General features: G+C 62.2%; 15 protein-coding genes and 2 pseudogenes. 10 read left to right on the top strand and 7 right to left on the bottom strand.

Annotation, left to right across the window (positions count from 1 at the left end):
* The first annotated feature begins 58 nt into the window (after positions 1–58).
* The 3 genes from ASF84_RS14855 to ASF84_RS14845 all read left to right on the top strand — a co-directional run bounded on the left by ASF84_RS14855 (position 59) and on the right by ASF84_RS14845 (position 1,966).
* Entirely contained in the window at positions 59–655 is a 597-nt protein-coding gene (locus ASF84_RS14855; protein ID WP_236709440.1) for a vWA domain-containing protein, read from the top strand.
* A 101-nt stretch (positions 656–756) separates the two neighbouring features.
* Positions 757–1,188, top strand: coding sequence for a MarR family winged helix-turn-helix transcriptional regulator (locus ASF84_RS14850; protein ID WP_056839595.1), 432 nt, complete (start codon positions 757–759; stop codon positions 1,186–1,188).
* 43 nt (positions 1,189–1,231) lie between these two features.
* Complete coding sequence (locus ASF84_RS14845) at positions 1,232–1,966, top strand: NADPH-dependent F420 reductase (RefSeq protein WP_056839594.1); 735 nt, start codon at positions 1,232–1,234, stop codon at positions 1,964–1,966.
* 289 nt (positions 1,967–2,255) lie between these two features.
* Here ASF84_RS14845 and ASF84_RS14840 read toward each other — a convergent pair whose 3' ends face one another.
* The gene (locus ASF84_RS14840) at positions 2,256–3,434 is read right to left on the bottom strand and encodes an AAA family ATPase (RefSeq protein WP_056839593.1); all 1,179 of its coding nucleotides are present in this window, start codon (positions 3,432–3,434) and stop codon (positions 2,256–2,258) included.
* A gap of 220 nt (positions 3,435–3,654) precedes the next feature.
* Positions 3,655–3,921, bottom strand: coding sequence for a hypothetical protein (locus ASF84_RS14835; protein WP_056839592.1), 267 nt, complete (start codon positions 3,919–3,921; stop codon positions 3,655–3,657).
* A 378-nt stretch (positions 3,922–4,299) separates the two neighbouring features.
* Between ASF84_RS14835 and ASF84_RS14830 the strand changes: the two genes are divergently transcribed.
* Positions 4,300–5,628: a sigma-54 dependent transcriptional regulator gene (locus tag ASF84_RS14830; RefSeq protein ID WP_056839591.1), complete on the top strand. Its 1,329-nt coding sequence runs from the start codon at positions 4,300–4,302 to the stop codon at positions 5,626–5,628.
* 440 nt (positions 5,629–6,068) lie between these two features.
* Here the strand turns inward: ASF84_RS14830 and ASF84_RS14825 are convergent, their stop codons facing one another.
* Together ASF84_RS14825 and pnuC are read right to left on the bottom strand one after the other, a co-directional pair.
* Entirely contained in the window at positions 6,069–6,605 is a 537-nt protein-coding gene (locus tag ASF84_RS14825) for an AAA family ATPase (RefSeq protein WP_056839590.1), read from the bottom strand.
* Entirely contained in the window at positions 6,602–7,165 is a 564-nt protein-coding gene (gene pnuC / locus ASF84_RS14820) for a nicotinamide riboside transporter PnuC (protein WP_056839589.1), read from the bottom strand. The genes ASF84_RS14825 and pnuC overlap by 4 nt, the downstream gene beginning before the upstream one ends.
* 224 nt (positions 7,166–7,389) lie before the next feature.
* Between pnuC and ASF84_RS14815 the strand changes: the two genes are divergently transcribed.
* From ASF84_RS14815 to ASF84_RS30225, 4 genes and pseudogenes are all read left to right on the top strand, one after another.
* Positions 7,390–8,220: an undecaprenyl-diphosphate phosphatase gene (locus tag ASF84_RS14815; RefSeq protein ID WP_056839588.1), complete on the top strand. Its 831-nt coding sequence runs from the start codon at positions 7,390–7,392 to the stop codon at positions 8,218–8,220.
* Positions 8,220–8,642: a DUF1294 domain-containing protein gene (locus tag ASF84_RS14810; protein ID WP_056839587.1), complete on the top strand. Its 423-nt coding sequence runs from the start codon at positions 8,220–8,222 to the stop codon at positions 8,640–8,642. The genes ASF84_RS14815 and ASF84_RS14810 overlap by 1 nt, the downstream gene beginning before the upstream one ends.
* A gap of 343 nt (positions 8,643–8,985) precedes the next feature.
* A pseudogene (locus ASF84_RS30005) lies at positions 8,986–10,029 on the top strand (PAS domain-containing protein); the annotation flags it as partial.
* Positions 10,030–10,296, top strand: a pseudogene (locus ASF84_RS30225) (methyl-accepting chemotaxis protein); the annotation flags it as partial. It abuts the pseudogene before it with no gap.
* A 103-nt stretch (positions 10,297–10,399) separates the two neighbouring features.
* Here the strand turns inward: ASF84_RS30225 and ASF84_RS14800 are convergent.
* The 3 genes from ASF84_RS14800 to ASF84_RS14790 are packed head-to-tail and all read right to left on the bottom strand — an operon-like array spanning position 10,400 to position 14,580.
* Positions 10,400–11,056: a hypothetical protein gene (locus ASF84_RS14800; RefSeq protein ID WP_156684242.1), complete on the bottom strand. Its 657-nt coding sequence runs from the start codon at positions 11,054–11,056 to the stop codon at positions 10,400–10,402.
* A 24-nt stretch (positions 11,057–11,080) separates the two neighbouring features.
* Positions 11,081–13,069 carry a DKNYY domain-containing protein gene (locus ASF84_RS14795; RefSeq protein ID WP_056839584.1) on the bottom strand — a complete coding sequence of 663 codons (1,989 nt, stop codon included), beginning with the start codon at positions 13,067–13,069 and terminating at the stop codon, positions 11,081–11,083.
* Complete coding sequence (locus tag ASF84_RS14790; protein WP_056839583.1) at positions 13,066–14,580, bottom strand: hypothetical protein; 1,515 nt, start codon at positions 14,578–14,580, stop codon at positions 13,066–13,068. The genes ASF84_RS14795 and ASF84_RS14790 overlap by 4 nt, the downstream gene beginning before the upstream one ends.
* 114 nt (positions 14,581–14,694) lie before the next feature.
* Between ASF84_RS14790 and ASF84_RS14785 the strand changes: the two genes are divergently transcribed.
* Both ASF84_RS14785 and ASF84_RS14780 read left to right on the top strand, forming a co-directional pair.
* Complete coding sequence (locus tag ASF84_RS14785; protein ID WP_056839582.1) at positions 14,695–15,228, top strand: DUF4303 domain-containing protein; 534 nt, start codon at positions 14,695–14,697, stop codon at positions 15,226–15,228.
* Between the two features lie 28 nt (positions 15,229–15,256).
* Positions 15,257–15,790, top strand: a complete 534-nt coding sequence (locus ASF84_RS14780) for a hypothetical protein (RefSeq protein ID WP_056839581.1) — start codon at positions 15,257–15,259, stop codon at positions 15,788–15,790.
* Positions 15,791–15,938: the final 148 nt, after the last annotated feature.

Below are 15,938 nucleotides of genomic sequence, written 5' to 3'. Positions count from 1 at the left end.
CCGTCCAGCCAAGGGGGCGGATGCCAGCCCTCGACAAGGCAAGCTCGCTGGCGGTCGACTGGGGGCGACGCGGCCCGGGCAGGGCGGCCCGATTGCCTGGCCGCCGACCTTGCTGCGTGGCCGGCCGCAAAAGCTCCGCGACCTGATTCGCCAGCCGCGTAGCCAGCGCCCGCAAGAACTACTGTTAGTCGTGGTTGATGCTTCGGCATCCACCCGGCGCAATCAGGGCCTGAGCCTGGCCAAAGGGGTGCTGGCCCAGGCGTTCGACGACGCCTATCGCAGTCGTGCCCGTCTGGCGTTGCTTACTGCCAGCGGCAACCAGCCGCGCTGGCAGCACCAGGGCCTCAAGGCTTCGCGTGCCTTGCAGCCCTGGCTCGACAGTCTGGGCGCCGGTGGCGGCACACCTTTGGGTCAGGCGTTGCAGCAGGCCGCGCAATGGTTGATAGAAAGACGTAAACGCTACCCCGCTGAAAGCCAGCGTTTACTGGTGCTGACCGACGGCCGCCTGGCAACACTGCCGACCTTGCCTGTGTTCGATTGCCCCGGCGTGTTGATCGATATCGAAACCGGGCCCATCCGATTGGGCAGGGCCAAGGCGCTGGCGCAAGGCCTGGGCATCGACTATCAGCATGTGGAAGCACTGCCGGTCGTATAAATTCATTCAGGGCGCTGTATCCGCTGCCGGCCGAGACGGCGGTTGACATCAGCAGCAGGCTTGTCGAATATATAGCGCACTATGCAATAGCGAGCTATCTAATGTCTTCGAGCCGGGAACGGGTAGGCACCCAACTGTCGTTTTCGCTTTATGCGGCGGCCAATCGCATGGTGCGACTGCACAAGCCTTTTCTTGAACCGCTGGGCCTGACCTTTCCACAGTATCTGGTCATTCTGGAGCTGTTGAACGGTTCGCCACTTTCCGTGGGCGCGCTCGGCACCTGCCTGGCGATGGACGCAGGCACCATCACGCCGCTGCTCAAGCGCCTTGAGGCGGCCGGATTCGTGACCCGCACACGCGATCCTGCCGATGAGCGCCGTGTGATGGTTGACCTGACGGCCCACAGCCGCCAACTGGAAGCCGAGATCCGTGGCGTGACCCGGCAGATCAAGTCAGCCTGCCAGTTCGACGAGCAAGGTATCGATGAGTTGCGTCACACCCTGGATGCGCTCGGCCATCCCGCCACTGACTGAAACATCCTTCACTTCAAACGTATTTACCTAAGAGGTCAGTCAAATGAAAATCGGCATTATCGGTGCAGGCAATATTGGCGCTACCCTGGCCCGCAAGTTTGCGGCGCGCGGTCATGACGTCAAACTGGCAAACTCCAAAAGCCCTCAGACCCTTCAGGCGCTGGCCGATGAGATCGGCGTACGCGCCGTGACCCGGGAGGAGGCGGTGCTTGATGTTGAAGTCGTCATTCTCTCCATTCCCTTTGCCAGGTATCCGGACCTGCGCCAGATCCTGAAGGATGTACCGCAGAGCGTCGTTGTCATTGATACGTCCAATTACTACCCGGCACGCGACGGGGCGATCAAGGAGGTGGACGACGGCAAGCCCGAGAGCATTTGGGTCAGCGAGCAGATTGGCCGTCCGGTCATCAAGGCATGGAATGCCGTCCTCGCGTCGACGCTTGCCAATAACGGTCAACCCGCTGGATCTGACTCGCGCATCGCCCTGCCTGTGGCTGGCGATGACGTCAAGGCTGAGGCCGTTGCACAGGACCTGGTGGAGGAAACCGGCTTTACCGCGCTGGCCGCAGGTCGTCTTGAGGACTCATGGCGCCAGCAGCCGGGAACGCCTGGCTACTGCACGGAACTCACGATGCCAGCGTTGAAAGTGGCCTTGCAGGCGGCCGACAAGAAGAGGGCGCGTGGAAACCTGGATGCATTCATGGCCAGGTACATGGCTTCTGGCGGTCAGCTCACACATGAGCAGATGGTTGCCATCAATCGTGAAGTGACGGCCTGATCAAGCCCGGCAGCCCTTATGGATGCCAGGCGCGGACAATGTCGTGCCCGCAATAACCCTTTCGCGGCCGTTGGTCGCGCCTACGAGTGCCACTGCCATGCCGGTCCCTGATCTGATCTGGCCGAAATATTTTTCCGGTACTGACAACGCAGGTAGTTTTTAGAGGGGCCCTGCAGACCTTGTGTCCTCTGGCCTGACACGGTAGGAGCGACCAGCGGTCGCGAAGGTGGATGGCCAGGCGCGGACAATGTCGTGCCTGCAATAACCCTTTCGCGACCGTTGGTCGCTCCTACGTGGGCCACTGCCATGCCGGCCCGTCCAGCAGGCCTTGCTGGCCCCTGACCTGAGTCTGGCCAAAGGGTTTTTCCAGCACCACGCTTACGCACGCCGGTAACGGTTCGAGTGCCGCGACCAGGCGACTGGCGTGCGACACCACCCACACCTGCCCACGGTCGGCGGCCTGGCCGATCAGACGTGCCAGTGCCGGCAGCAGGTCCGGGTGCAGGCTGCTCTCCGGTTCGTTCAGCACCATCAGTGCCGGTGGGCGCGGGGTGAGCAGGGCGGCGACCAGCAGCAGGTAGCGCAAGGTGCCGTCGGACAGTTCGCTGACCAGCAAGGGTCGCAGCATGCCGGGTTGTTGCAGGGCCAGGCCGAACAGCCCGTCGCGCACGTCAATGTGCATGCTCGAGCCGGGAAAGGCGTCGTCGATGGCGGCATCCAGTGCCTGCGGGTCGCCGATTTCACGGATGGTCTGCAGGGCGGCGGCCAGGTCGCGCCCGCTGTGGTGCAGCACCGGGGTGCGTGTGCCTACTTGTGGTTGACGTGCTGGGGCTGTGGCATCGGTGCGAAAGTGATCGTAAAAGCGCCAGTCGCGCACGCTGCTGCGCAGGGTTTCAATCTCCGGGCAGTCGAGGGCGCCGCCGGTGTCGAACAGGCTGTAGAAATCGGGCAGGCGTGTGGTCAGGGTGCGCCATTCGCGCGCGTTGCGCATACGCACGCTCGGCCCCTTGCGCTCGACCAGCACGCTGGCGGGTCGATAGACCGGTCCGGCCCAGATGACTTCACGCTTGATCTGCGGGTCGCGCCCGAACAGCGAGGGCCGCTGCGGCGACTCGCCGGGGCTGGGCTCAGGCAAGCCAAGGCTCAATGCATAACTGAAATGCTCACCGGCAAAGCCCAGACGCATGCGCTGTGGCGTGCGCCGATGCAGGCCTTGCACCGGCTGTTCGCCGCGCAATACGGCGGCTGAAAACTGCTCGGGTCCTGCCCAGAAGCATGAGTCCAGCCCACCTTCACGGGCAATGCCTTGCACCACGCCTTCCCGGGCGGTGTCGGCCAGCAGCCGCAAAGCGCGATACAGATTGGACTTGCCGCTGCCATTGGCCCCGGTGACCACGGTCAGACGGCCCAGCGACAGCTGCAGATCATGCAGGGAGCGATAGTTTTCGACGGCAAGGGTATGCAGCAAGGGAGTGCTCCTTGGACTGGCCTGGGCGGCAAGAGGAGCAAAGGTACAAGAAGGACTGGGTGGTTATCCAGTTTTCGCGTGAAAAATGGCAGTCAACGACGTACTACCGTGATCTTTACGGGTCTGGTAAAGCCGGCGGACTTATAAAAGAAAGTGGCTCCGCCTGATCAAGCAAAGAGCCACATTCATGCAAAAAGACAGTGCAGTGCAACGCGAATGATCAGGCCGGCATGGTCCACGGCTGAAGACTGTAACCCTCGCGGCTTAGTTCTTCGCGCGCCTGTTGCAAGGCATTGGCCAGTTGCACAGGGTCAGAATAAGTGCCACGCGGAAGTTGCTGGCGGCCAATGCGTGCGCTGAAGCGGTCGAGCACGGTCAGGCTGAGTTCGCCGTTGCCATCCTGTGGGGCCCAGGCCACGCACTGGAAGGGATGGAAGGCTTTGCCAGCGATCAGCAGTGCATCATTGAAGCGCAGTGGGGCGTTCATGGTCATTTCCTCAAGGTGCCCATTCAGTCCAGTACAGTCTCGTCGGCGGGCTTACCGTCCGGCTGGTTACTTGTGTTGATGCCGGCGCGAGAAGAGGAGTCACACACCTGCTCGATAATTTCATGATTTTTTACAGGTATGGCGCAATGTAGTAATCCTACGCAACTTTATGGCCTGTCCCGGGCACTTTCCGGCAGTCGCCAGCAGCGGCGAAAAGTTCGCTGTAACGTTTGACGCGTGTCTGGTTATAGGGCTTAGACGCAAACGGTACAAGGCAGTGTCAAATATTTGCTAACGTAACAGGCGTAAACGCCAACACGCTGTTTATAAACGTTTTTAGATCAATTGCATCGCCGCCGTGCGCCAAGGAAGACCCTCATGCCTGAAACGGCCCCCTCGCGACGTCTTTTGATTGTGGACCCCTGTGACGATTGTCACCAGTTGATTCCCGTGCTGCACGCCGCTGGCTGGTCGGTCGACAGCAGCTCGCTGGAATCGGCACTCAATATGGGGTGTGATGTCGGTCTGATTCGTCTGATGCCTTATCACTTCGAGCACCCCGAGGTGGTTCGCGAGCTTATTACCCGCAGCAACACCGAATGGATTGCGGTGCTGACGCCTGATGACCTGCGCCGCGAAAAGATCGGTGATTTTGTCTGCGAATGGTTCTTTGACTTTCATACCCTGCCATTCGATGTCGCACGCATGCAGGTCACGCTGGGCCGTGCGTACGGCATGGCCCGCCTGCGCGCCCAGGGGACGGTGCCGGTGCCGCCAGGTCCGGATCAGGAAATGCTCGGCGAAAGCCGGCCGATTCGTGAGCTGCGGCGCCTGTTGAGCAAGCTGGCGCCCACCGAATCGCCCGTATTGATCCGCGGCGAGCGTGGCACCGGCAAGGAGCTGGTGGCGCGCACCCTGCATAACCAGTCGCAGCGACGCAACAAGCCGTTCGTGGTCGTGCACTGCGGTGCGATTGCCGAGCACCTGATCCATGCCGAACTGTTCGGCCATGAGCCAGGCGCGTTCAACGGTGCACAAGAGCGGCGTATCGGCCGTATCGAAGCGGCCGATGGCGGCACCTTGTTCCTTGATGAAATCGGTGACCTCTCACTGGAGGCGCAGGGGCATCTGTTACGCTTTCTGCAGGACCGCCAGATCGAGCGCATCGGTGGCAGCGAGCCGATTGCCGTGGATGTACGCATGCTCGCTGCCACGCATGTCGACCTGGAAGCGGCCATTCGCAAGAAGCGCTTTCGCGAAGACCTGTATTACCGGCTCAATGTGCTGCAGGTCGGCACCGCGCCCTTGCGTGAGCGCCACGGTGACCTGGCGATGCTTGCCAATCATTTTGCGCATTTCTATAGCCAGGAAACCGGACGTCGGGCACGCAACTTCAGCCAGGATGCGCTGATTGCCATGGGCAAGCATGACTGGCCCGGCAATGTCCGCGAACTGGCCAACCGCGTGCGCCGCGGGCTGGTGCTGGCCGAGGGTCGACAGATCGAAGCCAGTGATCTGGGGTTGCTGGGCGAAGAGGAACTGACCAGCAGCATGAGCACCCTGGACGAATACAAATCCCGCGCCGAGCGCCAGGCGCTGTGTGATGTACTGACCCGGCACAGCGACAACCTCAGCGTGGCCGCCAAGGTGCTGGGCATCTCCCGGCCAACGTTCTACCGGTTATTGCACAAGCACCAGATCAGATGAGACAGTTGACCGATTTTATTGAGTGTTAAATCCAGCCCTGTAGGAGCGCGCTCTGCCCGCGACCGGCTGCGTTAGCAGCCGTAAATTTGTAGCGTTTCGCAGATTTACAGCCGTAAATTTGTAGCGTTTCGCAGATTTACAGCCGTAAATTTGTGGCGTTTCGCAGATTTACAGCCGTAAATTTGTAGCGTTTCGCAGATTTACAGCCGTAAATTTGTGGCGTTTCGCAGATTTACAGCCGTAAATTTGTAGCGTTTCGCAGATTTACAGCCGTAAATTTGTGGCGTTTCGCAGATTTACAATCGTAAATTTGTGGCGTTTCGCAGATTTACAGCTGTAAATTTGCAGCGTTTCGCAGATTTTGCGAGCGCTAACGCACTCGGTCGCGGGCAAGCGCGCTCCTACACCCAGCCCGGTATTTGCCGGGCAATGGCGTTTTGTCAGTGCTGCGCAGGCGTGATCAATAACTGTTCGACCGCCTGCATCACCGCTTCAAGCCGCTGTGCCCAGTCACCTTCGATCACTTGATACGGCTGCTGATGGCCCTGCAGCCAGTCGCGGCTGGCCTTGAAGAACGCCATGCGGTCCTCAAGCGCCGGCTGGCAGCGTTGGCCGTCCTGGGTCCAGTGCACGCCTTGCGGGCTGAGCAGCAGGTGCAGGTCGTAATGCCGTGCCAGCAACTGTGCTTCCAGCCAGGCCGGGCAATCGCCGAACAGCGTGCGGCTCCAGAGCATGTTGCTCAGCAAGTGCGTGTCGAGAATCAGCAGCTCGGGGGCGGTAGCGCGGGCGGCATCTTCCCAGGCCAGTTGTCCCTGGGCGATGGGCGTGATGTCGGCATACACGGTGTCGCGTGCCTGCTCGTCGATGAAATGACGCACGTATTCGCCGACCAGCACACCGCCGAAACGATTGCGGATTTCCGTGGACAGCCAGCTCTTGCCGCTCGATTCAGGGCCTGCCAGGACCAGCACTTTCATCGGGCCGGCACCAGGGCCACGCGCCACTCACGCCAGCCCAGAATGGCCAGCAGGGTAAACAGGGCATACACCGCCGCCATCGCGTGCAGCGCCTGGTGCAGGAACAGCCCGACGGAAATCACGTTCAGCACGATCCACAACGGCCAGCATTGCAGGCGTTTTTGCGCCATCCATAGCTGGGCCACCAGGCTGAAGCTGGTCAGGGCTGCATCCAGCCATGGCTGGGCGGCATCGGTGAAGTGCGCCATACCCGCGCCCAGGGCGGCACCGAGCAGGGCACCCACAGCCAGGCCGCCGAGGACCGAGCGGTCCTGCAACGTGGTCACCGCGCGGGCAGGCACGTTGTCGCCATGACGGGTCCATTGCCACCAGCCATACAGCTGCAGCACCGCGTAGATCAGTTGCAGGAGCACCTGCGAATACAGCTTCACGCCGAAGAAAAGCCAGCTATAGATCGCCACCATGACCAGGCCGATCGGCCAGCACCACGGATTCTGCCGGATGGTCAGTATGACCGCGAGCACGCCCAGTGCGGCACCGAACAGTTCAACCTCTGACATGGGGGTTCCTGAGTAGGGGGAGACGATAGGGCGGCGATTGTAAGCGCATCTGCGCCGCGCGGGGAGCCCGGGCGGCAGGGCGCACCGTACAGGCAACAGACAGGCGCGCTTGAACGGGGTCTGCTAGCATTTGCGCCCTTCGCGAAACGCATCGTCTTCGCGGATCGATTGACCAACCACAAGACTGACCGGTGCGCCGATGGCCGCGCCGTAACGGGGGAAAAATGGATGCATGGGTCGCTGTCCAGGCGTTGATACTGGGCATTGTGGAAGGGTTGACGGAGTTCTTGCCGATTTCGAGTACCGGCCACCAGATTATCGTGGCCGACCTGATCGGCTTCGGTGGCGAACGGGCGATGGCGTTCAACATCATTATTCAGCTCGGCGCGATCCTGGCCGTGGTCTGGGAATTTCGCAGCAAGATTTTCGAAGTGGTGCTGGGCTTGCCCCGTCAGCGCCAGGCGCAGCGTTTTACCGGTAACCTGCTGCTGGCGTTCCTGCCGGCCGTGGTGCTGGGCGTGCTGTTGGCCGACTGGATCCACCATTACCTGTTCAACCCCATCACCGTGGCCGTGGCACTGGTGGTCGGCGGCATCATCATGCTCTGGGCCGAGCGCCGCGAGCATGTGATCAAGGTGCAAGAGGTCGACGACATGACCTGGAAGGACGCCCTGAAGATCGGCTTCGCCCAGTGCCTGGCGATGATTCCCGGCACTTCGCGGTCCGGCTCGACCATCATCGGCGGCCTGCTGTTCGGCCTGTCGCGCAAGGCGGCCACCGAGTTCTCGTTCTTTCTGGCCATGCCGACCATGGTCGGTGCTGCGGTGTATTCGGGCTATAAGTACCGCGATCTGTTCCAGCCGGACGACTTCTCGGTGTTTGCCGTTGGCTTCGTGGTGTCGTTCATTTTCGCCATGATTGCCGTGCGCGGCCTGCTCAAGTTCATCGCCAGCCACAGCTACGCGTTGTTCGCCTGGTACCGCATTGCCTTCGGCCTGCTGATCCTGGCCACCTGGCTGTTCGGCTGGGTCGACTGGTCCACGGCGCAAGGCTGATGGCGCGCCCGCGTCCTGCCACACCGGCGCGCCAGCCCCTGCGCGCGCCGACCCTCAAGCTGCTGGTATGGCTGGTTTTGTGCGCACTGCCAGCGGCCGGCCTGTTCAGCCTCTGGCGCGAGCACGGCCTGCCCCTGGCCGCCCTGGGCTACGTGGTGCCCAGCCTGCTGGCCGTGGCGCTGTACCGCCACGATAAACGCCAGGCCGGGCAGGGTGGCCAGCGCACCCCGGAAAATGCGCTGCATGCCGTCGAGCTGCTGGGCGGCTGGCCCGGCGCCTTGCTGGCCCAGCAGCTGTTTCGCCACAAGACCCGCAAACTGTCGTATCAGGCGGTGTTCTGGCTGATCGTGATCATCCATCAGGCGTTCTGGGTCGACTGGCTGTTCCTGGGGCGGCAATGGATGGCATTCATGCCGGCCTGAGCCGGCGATGAAGGCTCAGGCGGTCAGGCCATCGAAAAAGCGTGATGCGTTTTCATCCAGTGTCGCGATGTCATAGCCGTCTTCCTCAACCACCACCACCCAAGGCCCGCCAATCACGCGTTTCTGGGGGGCGGTAGGAGCGCGCTCTGCCCGCGACCGGCTGCGTTAGCAGTCGTAAATTTGTGGCGTTTCATAGATTTTGCGACCGCTACGCGCTCGGTCGCGGGCAGAGCGCGCTCCTACAGCCGGGCATGCGCGCGGGGGATGTTGCATCGTCCTGAATGTCTGCGCGGGGTCTTAAGCTTTATGAGCCGCCGCCGATAGAAATGGCAAGGTGCCATGGATGAGGCCCTCCCGCCAATTCAGTGAGTCTGCCATGTCATTTTTGCCCTTTTCGCGACGTGATCGCGCCGCGCTGGATCAATTGATTTCAGCCATCCATACCGGTCGTGAACCTGAGGTGGCCGGCTGTGCCGAAGCCCCGAAGGTGCTTGAAGCCTGGAGAGCCGTGCAGGCGAGCCGGCAGGGGGCTCAAGAACATACCCATGCCCTGGAAGCCGAACTCGAATCCGCCCGTCTGCTGCTCGGTGAGGCGGCTGCCAGCGCGGCCGTTCATGAGGTCAGGTTCGATCTGGTCAATCGCGCCTCCAGTGAGGGGCTGTGGGATATGGAGGTGATTGCCGGTGATCCGGTCAATCCCAAGAACCGGTTCTGGTGGTCGCAACAGCTTCGCAAGCTGCTGGGGTTCAATGACGAACGTGACTTCCCCAACGTCCTGGCGAGCTGGGCCGACCGGCTGCACCCCGAAGACAAGCAGGCCACGCTGGATGCCTTTGCCCGGCACCTCAACGACAAGTCTGGCCACACCCCTTACAAGGTCAAGAACCGCCTGGCCATGAAGAATGGCACCTATCGATGGTTCTATGCCCAGGGCGAAACCTTGCGTGATGAGCGTGGCACGCCGGTGCGTGTCGCCGGTTCCTTGCGTGATATTCATGAAGAGCTTGAGCGCGACCGCCTGCACGATGTGATCATCACCCGCTTCGAACTGGCGCGTGAGATGCTCTCCGATGGCCTGTGGGACATGGAAGTGATTGCCGGCGACCCGGTCAACCCGCGCAACCCCTTCTGGTGGTCGCCGCAGTTTCGCCGGCTGCTGGGCTTTGAAACGGTCGAGGAGTTTCCGGATGTGCTCGACAGCTGGGCCTCCAGGCTGCACCCCGAGGACAAGGCGCGAAGCCTGGATGCGTTCGGTGCGCACCTGATGGACCGCAGCGGCAAGACACCCTTCGACATCGAATACCGCCTGAAGATGAAAAGCGGCGAATACCGCTGGTTCCGCGCCCGCGGGCAGACGCGGCGCGACCCTTCGGGCGCCCCGCTGCGGGTGGTCGGTGCGCTGGTCGATGTGCACCTACAGCATGAGCAGCAAGCACTGCACGAGTCGCAGACACTGCATCAGCGTGAGCTGGAAGAAAACCTGGCCCAGCTCTCGCAGATCGTGACCACGATTCAAAGTATCGCCAGCCAGACCAACCTGCTGGCGCTGAACGCGGCCATTGAAGCGGCGCGTGCCGGCGAAGCCGGTCGCGGCTTTGCCGTGGTGGCCGATGAAGTGCGCAAGCTGGCGACACGCACCACCGAGGCAACCGAGCAGGCCGTGAGCATGATGAACAAGTGACCCTGTAATGCAGGCGCTGGACGTCCATGGATCAAGGCATGAAGCTGTGTCTTGATCCTGGCCAGGTCCCAGCGACTCAATCGGTAGCACTGGCCACCAGCACACTCAAGGTATTGCGCTCTGGATTCCACACGGTCAGGCACCAGATGCCCCACCATTCGAGTCCATCCTCGAAATACTCGGACCACGGTTCCCACTCCGGCAACGGACTTTCGGTCGTGCCAATCCAGTTGAAGGTATAGCCGTTGACCCAGTCGAGCACGACCACATTGTCCCGGTCTTGCAGCCCGAGCACATCAAGCCACTCTTGAAAGGTCGCGCGGGACTGGGCTTCACCGTCCTTGAAGCGCGTCCCATAAGGCGGGTTGCTGAAGGGGGCGTAGAGGGCGAGTAAATCGTTGGCGTAATCCTCGCTCAGGGTCAGGTTGCGTCGCTGGGCAGGGGAAAGCGCTGTTGCGCTGGCCTTGTGCACTTGCCAATCGCTGTCGGCTTGCGGGTCATAGACCTCGGGCAGGTAGTGGCCGGTCTGGGCGGCCTGCCGGTTTTCACGGCTGGCCGCCAGAAAACAGCCCATGCCCGCCAGCGCCTGCCGGTGCAGTGTTTCATCCACCGGCGCCCCGGGGGCCGGGCTGAAGACGACAAACTCAAACACACAGCCGGCGGCGTCCATCCGCTCTCGCAACGTGGTGGAGTGTTCATGGTCGACGACCGTCAATAAAAAGGGCGATTGCATGGGCGCATCCTGATAAGGCGAAGGTTATTCCAGGTCGTTGGGCCAGGCGTCCTCGGACACCTCGTTCAGTCCAGCGTAGCCGTCATATTCATAGCGTCGATACTGATCACGCGCATACCGATCGCTCACGAACACCAGGCTGTGCAGGTCGACCCGCTTGGCGCTGATGGGCTTGCGCAGGAAGAACAACTTGCGCGTCCCTAACTGCAGAAAGGCCGGGTGCGGCACGCGCACTTCCTCGGGGCTGAACGGCACGTCCAGCGGTTTGCCTTGCGCCAAGATCACCTCGGGGCCGATGGCGTAGGTGCCGAGGATGCGTGTCGTGGCCGGGTCCAGCCGTTGCTTGGCCTGGCCGTAGTAATACACCGTTTGCCGGTCCCTGGCCCAGCCATGCCCGCAGGACTCGAAGCTGGCCAGGTCGGCCTTGTGCATCGGTTCCGGGGCTTGATAGAACACCCCGTGGCAGAACACCCGTTCACCGTCGGTCAGATACGGCGCGCCCAAGGACCGGTATTGCTCGGCTGGTGCGGCGGAAAACCGCTCGGGTACGCGGGTTTCGGCGTTATGGAACGGGATCAGGTACAAGCCGTTGGCATCGCCACACAGATGGGTGTCGAGCAGCCTGAAGCTGGCGGCATCCAGCCCTGTGACCGCACGGCCGTGAAAGTACACCTGTGCCCCCACCTCAAAGCCACTGCCCAGCACCTGTTTCTCTTCGCTGGTATTGGCGTGCGGGGCCTGGAGCCGATGCCACCAGTAATCCTGCAAGTGCGGATGGGCCTCAAAAAAGGGCGCCCACTCGGCCTGCACTGTGGCATCCACGACGCCGCCGGCGCCCAACGGCCCGCGCCGGTCCCCGACCAGTACGGGCGAGTATTCCTGTTCGCCCCGGTACAATTGGGTCACCACGAAGCTGTCGAGGTCGACGTCCAGGCGTTTGTTCTGCTGGTAGGCGTGCTGGTTGTCACGGTAGAAACCAAAGCCCAGGTGGCGAAAATCAGGGCCATGCGCGCCGCGCAGGCGCGTGCCGGCGGCATAGACGTGTTGATCGTCCACGGCAAACCACTCGTCTTCGCTGACGCTGGCGCCAGTCAACCGGCCACAGGCGTCGAACTGCGGCTGCCAGCATTCGAGCAAGCGCAGTTCGCCGGTGCAGCGCAGGGTCTTGCCGGTGATGTAGTAGCCGCGCTGCCGATCCCTGGCGTAGCGCTCGTTGAGCACGGTAAAGCTGGCCAGGTCGGCCTTGTCGATGCGGTAGAAGTACTCGTACGCCACGCTGGCGCCTTGTTGCGCCTGGACGATGATCGACTCGCCATCCGTGCCCCAGCGCCGCGCCAGCATGCGAAACGCGTAAGGATGAGCGATCGGCAGCGGCGTGCCGTCCTTTTGCCAGAGTGGCCGGGTGCCTCGGCACACCTGGCCGTCGATGACGCGATAAGACGGATGATTGCAATAGTGCACCGGCACCTCGGCACTGGCGATGGCCTTGCCCTGGAGAAACACCGTCGCGCCATCGCTGAACAGCGCCGACGCGGGGTTGATCGACGCCGGCGATGCCTCGAGCAGGGCCAGGTGCTTCGGCTGCACGTCCGTCATGGCCACGATTGAATAGTCGTCGAACCAGTAGGCCCGGCGGTCGTCGCGCCAATACTGGTAGCCCAGGTCCTGCAAGCCTGGGCCGAACCGGAACGGCAGGGCGCAAACGACGTGATAGCCGTAGCGCTCCGGGTAGTGCGGCAGCAGGTAGTAATCGCTGCGGGCATCGCGCAACAGGCCGGGGTGCTCGCGATGGCGCCAGACCGGTTGGCCGGCCAGCAGCGGCGAGGGTGGGTAACCTGCGCCAGCGGCACGTTGCACCACCTCCTGCGGGGGCAGGCCGTCGGGGTCGAGCATGATGTACACGTCAGGCACGTGCCCGTCGCCCAGCAGCACACCCTCCATAAAGGCCAGGTCGGCGTGCCATTCCAGCGCCAGCGGCGCCCAGTCGTCCATGTTCAGCTCGGTGTCATTCATTGCACAGGCTCGAAGGTCAGTAGGTCGCAGCCCTTGGCTTCAAGCATCCGCTCGAAGGGCGGCAGGCGTGCGACAAAGTCGGTGTCGAAGGCCAGGTAGCGATCCTGCGCCGCGACATAGCGCACATGGGGCCGAATGCGTGGAATGTCGCGGCTCGACAGTTTCAGCACCTGGTGACTGTCCTGATTCCAGAACCAGGCCAGCGTCTGCGTGCCCGGCGTCTGGCTGTGGTAGGTCCAGACCCACCAGGCACCGTGCCCGCGCCTGGCCTGCACTTGCCCATGAAAGGTGCGCAAGGTGATGCGGTGGCTGGGCTGGGTGACCAGCATCCGGGTTTCCTGACGCACCTCGCTGCCAAAACCGTCCAGCACCGCACGGCGGTGTGCACCGGTCAGGAAATTGAAGCGCCAGGCCAGCAGCACGGTTTCCTGGTAGCCCGCATCCTCAAGGTTCGGCCGTGCACCTTCGCTGAACAACAGCACCTCGTCGCCGCCCAGATGCACTGCCGCGTCGGTCAGTCTGGCGCCCTGTACCGGCAGCGGGTGAAGGCTGACCAGGGCATGGGGCGGGTCCTGGTGCCAGAGCCAGCACCGCAGGCCGTTATGTTGCAGGATCAGCAGGCGTCGCTCGCCAACAGGCAGCAGGGTCAGCTCGTCCGGGTATTCGAAGATGACTTCGCTGGTGCTGGCCGTGATCCGCCAGAGGCGGGTCAGGTGCCCGGGTTCATAGAGGCGTTGACGCTCGAAAATCCCGGCGTCGATGACGTGGGCGCCGGACTCGAATTCCGGCCATTGCACCTGCATCGGACCGAACGACTCAATTGTCTGGCCTTCGCAGGTTTCGTACCGGTAACGGTCCTCGCCGTGCCGCTGGCCGCGCACCACACGCCGTTTCCACAGCGTGCGCGCACCCTGGACATCAAGCAATTGCAGGTCGGCGCCATCGACGTCGTCGGTGCGGTGCTCAAGCATGTCGTGCTCGACCGGCGGCCACGGGTTGTAGTCGATGACAAAACACAGCCAGCGGTCTTCGTCCTGCTCGGTGATGGCGGCCATGCCCTGATGGTATTGGTCGTCATTGATGTAGGTGGGGCCGGGGTAGTCGTGTCGGTCCTGTAACCAGTCGAGCGTGTGTTTTCTGGACCGGGAAGGCGCTACGGCAGGTTCAGGTTCAGGCGCCTCGATCCGTATGGCGCTGAACCGCAGCTCACCTGGCGCGTTCTGCCAGTGGCGGGCAAACGCCTGGCGTTGTGCGACCGGCACGATGACCGGCCGGTAATCATCTGCGCCGGCGTCCAGGTTCCACAGGTCATGGCCCTGGGCGGCCAGCAGCGGCGCCAGGGCCTGAAAGCAGACCTCGGGCATTTCATGGCTGAGCTCATCGAGCAAGGCCTCGAAGGCCGGGCCACAAAACACCGTCATCTGGGGGTAGTAATGCTGGAACAGCGTCAGCAGTTCGCCGCCGGGTATTTTCCAGTCGACGTGAATCAGCGGATCGAAACAGGTCTGCATCACGCCAGCCTTTCTGATGAGCGAGAATCGGCGCTATCTTAGCCGGGCATCGGGAACGCTGGCCAACAGATGTGGCCAAAGCGGCGAACCCGGGATTCTTTTGTGAGGCACTCGATGGATTGGCTTGATTTTGAACAGCGTGTATACGAGGCCACCCGGCAAACCTTGACGGAACTCGTCCAGGCGCACCCGGACGAAACCTTCTATGCCTGTGCGCTCTACACCGACAGCGGTGCCATGACCGTGTGCGTGGCGGTCAACTCCACCGCTGGTTTGCAGCGCAAGCTGGCGCAAGAGGTCGAGGACGATGACCTGCAGACGGCGGCCTATTACACCTGGTGTTCATCGGAGTGGGTGTATGAAGGGTGTGGCGGTGAGCATTTCATGGACATCAATCGCCAGGTCAGGGACGCGCTGGAGCACGCCCGCTTCGAGCCCTTCAAGCTCAGGCTGGTACAGGCGATGACCGGCGTGCTGAAACGACTGGCGGAGGAAGGCTTCTTCCGGCGCGCGGATGCCTTTGAAGGCGCCGTGTTGTTTGTCACCTCCACCGATGACGACCAGGCCGAAGCGATCGAGCTGGCCTGCGCCGAACAACTCAACGACCCTGGCGTGTTTGCCGCCTTTGTCGATCGGTATGCCGTCTGATCAACGACAGCCCTTGCGGAGCCGCCTTATGCTGGACGACCCTCGGATCAACGCAGCGTTCACCACGCTGGATTTGTACCATCAAGTACTGGTGATGGCAGCATACCTCTATCGCCAGCGGCGCCTGATTGAAGCGTTCGATCAGCTCTACGCCGAACAGGCCACGGGCCTGTTTATCCAGGCCTTGTACAGTGCATTGTTGCTTGATGATGACCAGGCCTTGCAGCGTCTGCGCCAGCAGGTCGAACAGTGCATACCTGACACCGAAGTGTATCCGGCGCAAGAGGGCGCCTATGCGCAAAACCTGTTGATTGCGCTGATGTACTTTCTGGACTTTGTACAAACCCAGGACCCTGCCGGGCTTGAGCGCAGCCTTGCCATGCAGTTGGAAAACATCGACCTGCTACATTACGAGCAGGATGAGCATTACGACGCCGACCAGGCCCTGGAGCAGGAAAGGCAGGTCTTGCTGGCCTTGATGGCCGCTGTTGAAAAGCGGCCCGGCAAGCGCTGCCGCGATGTGCAATGCCTTGCCGACCTGTCACAGCCCTACAGCCTCTGATCCCTTGCCTGATACGGCCTGTAGGAGATTACCCTGTGTCACTGACACCGCGCCAAGGCGGCACGCTGTCGCGCATCAAACAGCAGACCTGTGGGAGGGAGCTTGCTCGCGATCGAGTGGGCAGCAGTCGCAAAATTGATGAAATGCC

The organism is Pseudomonas sp. Leaf127, from assembly GCF_001423155.1.
In the GTDB taxonomy this organism is placed as follows: domain Bacteria; phylum Pseudomonadota; class Gammaproteobacteria; order Pseudomonadales; family Pseudomonadaceae; genus Aquipseudomonas; species Aquipseudomonas ovata.
This window is presented reverse-complemented; position numbering and strand designations above follow the sequence as displayed.